Genomic DNA, 2678 nt, shown 5'->3' with positions numbered 1-2678 from the left:
GGCCAGCGCCTGCTCGACGGCGGCCTCCTCGACGAACGCCCGCGCACCCTCGACCATGTCGCCGGCCGGGTGCGGCCCGAAGCGCGTCCGGCGCAGCGTCGGGAGGACGTCCTCGAGGACGAACGTGGAGTCGCCGACGGTCGCGAACTCGCGGTCGCTGTAGTCGCCGAACCCGACGACCAAGACGCTGTCGCGCGCGGCGTCCTCGCCGTACTGGAACACGGCCTCTCGGACCAACGCCTCGTCGTAGTCGCCGCCGACGTCCTCGATGTACTCACGCCCGAGCGCGCGGCGGCGGAGGGCCGTCCGGGGCAAGCGCTCGGCGAGCCGGCGCAACTCGGTGTAGGCGTCCTCGAGGGCGGGCCGCTCCGGGACGGAGGTGAGCTCGATGACGTGGACGCCGAACCGCGTCACGACGGGCTCGGAGAGGTCGCCGACGTCCTCGAGGGCGAACGCGGCTTGCTCGAACGGTGCCACCATTCGGCCACGGCCGAACGTGCCCAGGTCGCCGCCATTCGCGCCGGAGCCCGTGTCTTCGGAGAACTCGCGGGCCAGGTCGCCGAAGTCCTCGCCGGCGAGCGCACGGGCGCGCAGGTCTTGGACGATGGCTGTCGCCGAATCGACGGAGACCTCGGGCGTCGTGCGGATCAGGATGTGGCGGGCGCCGATCTCGGGCCTCGAGGGCCGCCGGGCGTCGACGCGCAGGATGTGGACGCCGAACCGCGTGCGGACGGGCTCCGAGATCTGGCCGACGGGCGTGTTGTACGCGGCATCCTCGAAGGGCAAGACCGTGCGGCCACCGCTCAGCGTGCCCAGGTCGCCCTGGTTCTGAGCGGCCGAGGGATCCTCGGAGGTGCGGACGGCCGCGTCCTCGAACGAGATTTGGCCAGCGAGAATGGAGTCGCGGACGGCCGTGATCCGCTCGAACGCGGCAGCGGAGTCGACGGGAGACGCGGCTGGGCTCAGCAGGAGCAGGATGTGGGACACGTCGAGCTCCTCGGCCTGCTTCTCGTACAGGTCCTCCACGATCCCGTCGATCACGCGCCGGTCCAGGAAGTACGGTCCCGCGAGTTGATCACGGTAAGCCTCGACCTCGGCCTGGTACGACGAGTCTTGTGCGTAGCCGGCGTCGCGGGCGGCCAGCACCTTGAGCTTGAAGTCGACGTACCGGTCGAGAAAGTCCAGGCGGCGCTCGAGCGGAGCCGTCGTGGAATCCGCGAGCGCCCCGTCGGCGGCGGAGTAGGCCTCATCGAACTGGGCCAACGTCAGCGTATCGGCGGTCCAGGTCGCGACGACGGGCGTGCCGTCGGGGCCGAGCGCGGGAGCGGCCGGGCGTGACCCGCTGCAGCCCGCGAGAGCGGTGAGGCCAGCGGCGACGAGAAGGGCGGAGCGAAGAACGAGCATAGAGTGTGGCGAGATCTAGATCGAAACCAGTCCTGCGTCCGCAGGTGGCGAAAAGCTACTCGGGCCGCCCTCCGGTGCCCGCCAAGGCCGGGCGAAATGCACTGTCGCGGTGGAGGGATGGGGGATGGGGGATGGGGGATGGGGGATGGGGGATGGGGGATGGGGGATGGGGGATGGCCGGGCGCGGCCTCGAGGCCGCGGAATAGTTCCGGCCTCCCACGCAGGCCTCCCAGCCGCCAGGTCGAGTCCCCCTCCTAACATGAGGAGGGGGACAGGGGGTGGTTCTTCGTCCTCGAGGCCGTCGGTTCGTCGAAGAAAAAGTGAACGGCGTGAGCAACGAATCGTCACCCTCCGTGTCTTCTCCCCATACCCCCGACCTCGATGACCCGTTGAGACGCCGCTGCCCGACTCCCCATGTCGCCTGACGACCCCGCCCTCATCGAGGCCTTCCGCCGCGGCGACGAGTTCGCCTTCGTCGCGCTCTACGACCGCCACAAGTCGGCCGTCTTCGCCTACTGCGCCAAGATGCTGTTGGACCGGACGGCGGCGGAGGACCTGCTCCAGGAGACGTTCGCGCGGGCCTACGAGAACCGCGACCGGCTGCTGAACTCGACCTCGTTCAAGGCGTGGCTGTTCACGATCGCTCGCAACCAGTGCCTCAACGTGTTGCGCAAGCGCGGCCGCGAGGTCGGGTTCGCGCCCGACGCGCCTGAGCCGCCGGGTCCCGGCGCGACGCCGTTCGCCAACCTGCTCAAGAGCGAGCAGGCCGAGCTGATCAGCCGCGCCCTGGCCGAGCTGTCGCCGTCCTACCGCGAGGTCGTCGTGCTGCGCGAGTACCAGAACTTGAGCTACGACGAGATCGCGGCCGTAACCAAGACGACCGTCTCGTCCGTCAAGAGCCGCTTGTTCAAAGCCCGCCGCAAGATCGGCGAGCTGCTTCGCCCCTGGCTCCGGCCCGACGAGGCGCCGGGACCCTCGGCCGTTCCCACCACCGCGACGGTCGCCCTCTAACCATGCTGCTCTCCCTCTGTGACGACCTCGAGGCCGAGGTCCTTCTCAACGAGTACGTCGACGGCGAGCTCGAGCCGGCCCGCCAGCCCGAGCTGTTTCAGCACCTCGCCGGCTGCGCCGAGTGCCGCGCCCAGTTCGACGCCCTGCTGGCGTTCCGGCTCGGCGCACGTCAGGAGGCCCTGGCTGTGCCGGCGACCGTCGACGCGGCGCTCTTCGCCCGGCTCGACCGCTCGCGTCGTCAGACGCACCGTGCTGCCGACCGC

The 2678-nt window shown here is 70.3% G+C and carries 3 protein-coding genes; 2 read left to right on the top strand and 1 reads right to left on the bottom strand.

Annotated features, from left to right (window positions below; all coding sequences use genetic code 11):
- The coding region (locus WBA11_RS16670) for a peptidylprolyl isomerase (RefSeq protein WP_424521775.1) at positions 1–1404 on the bottom strand (1404 nt) is incomplete at its 3' end.
- 414 nt (positions 1405–1818) lie between these two features.
- On the opposite strand from WBA11_RS16670, the gene WBA11_RS16665 reads away from it, so the two are divergent.
- Positions 1819–2415, top strand: coding sequence for an RNA polymerase sigma factor (locus WBA11_RS16665; RefSeq protein WP_424521774.1), 597 nt, complete (start codon positions 1819–1821; stop codon positions 2413–2415).
- Positions 2416–2417: 2 nt separating this feature from the next.
- Positions 2418–2678 (top strand): anti-sigma factor family protein (locus WBA11_RS16660; RefSeq protein ID WP_424521773.1); only part of this gene is annotated, 261 nt, incomplete at its 3' end.

Origin of the sequence: Rubrivirga sp., from assembly GCF_049648075.1 — a bacterium.
Taxonomy (GTDB): domain Bacteria; phylum Bacteroidota; class Rhodothermia; order Rhodothermales; family Rubricoccaceae; genus Rubrivirga.
Note: the sequence above shows the minus strand (reverse complement) of the source record. Positions and strands in the feature narration are given on the sequence as shown.

Bases quoted from the DNA above. Each gene is read 5' to 3' on its own strand.
- WBA11_RS16665 (WP_424521774.1), top strand. From the start codon at position 1,819: ATGTCGCCTGACGACCCCGCCCTCATCGAGGCCTTCCGCCGCGGCGAC.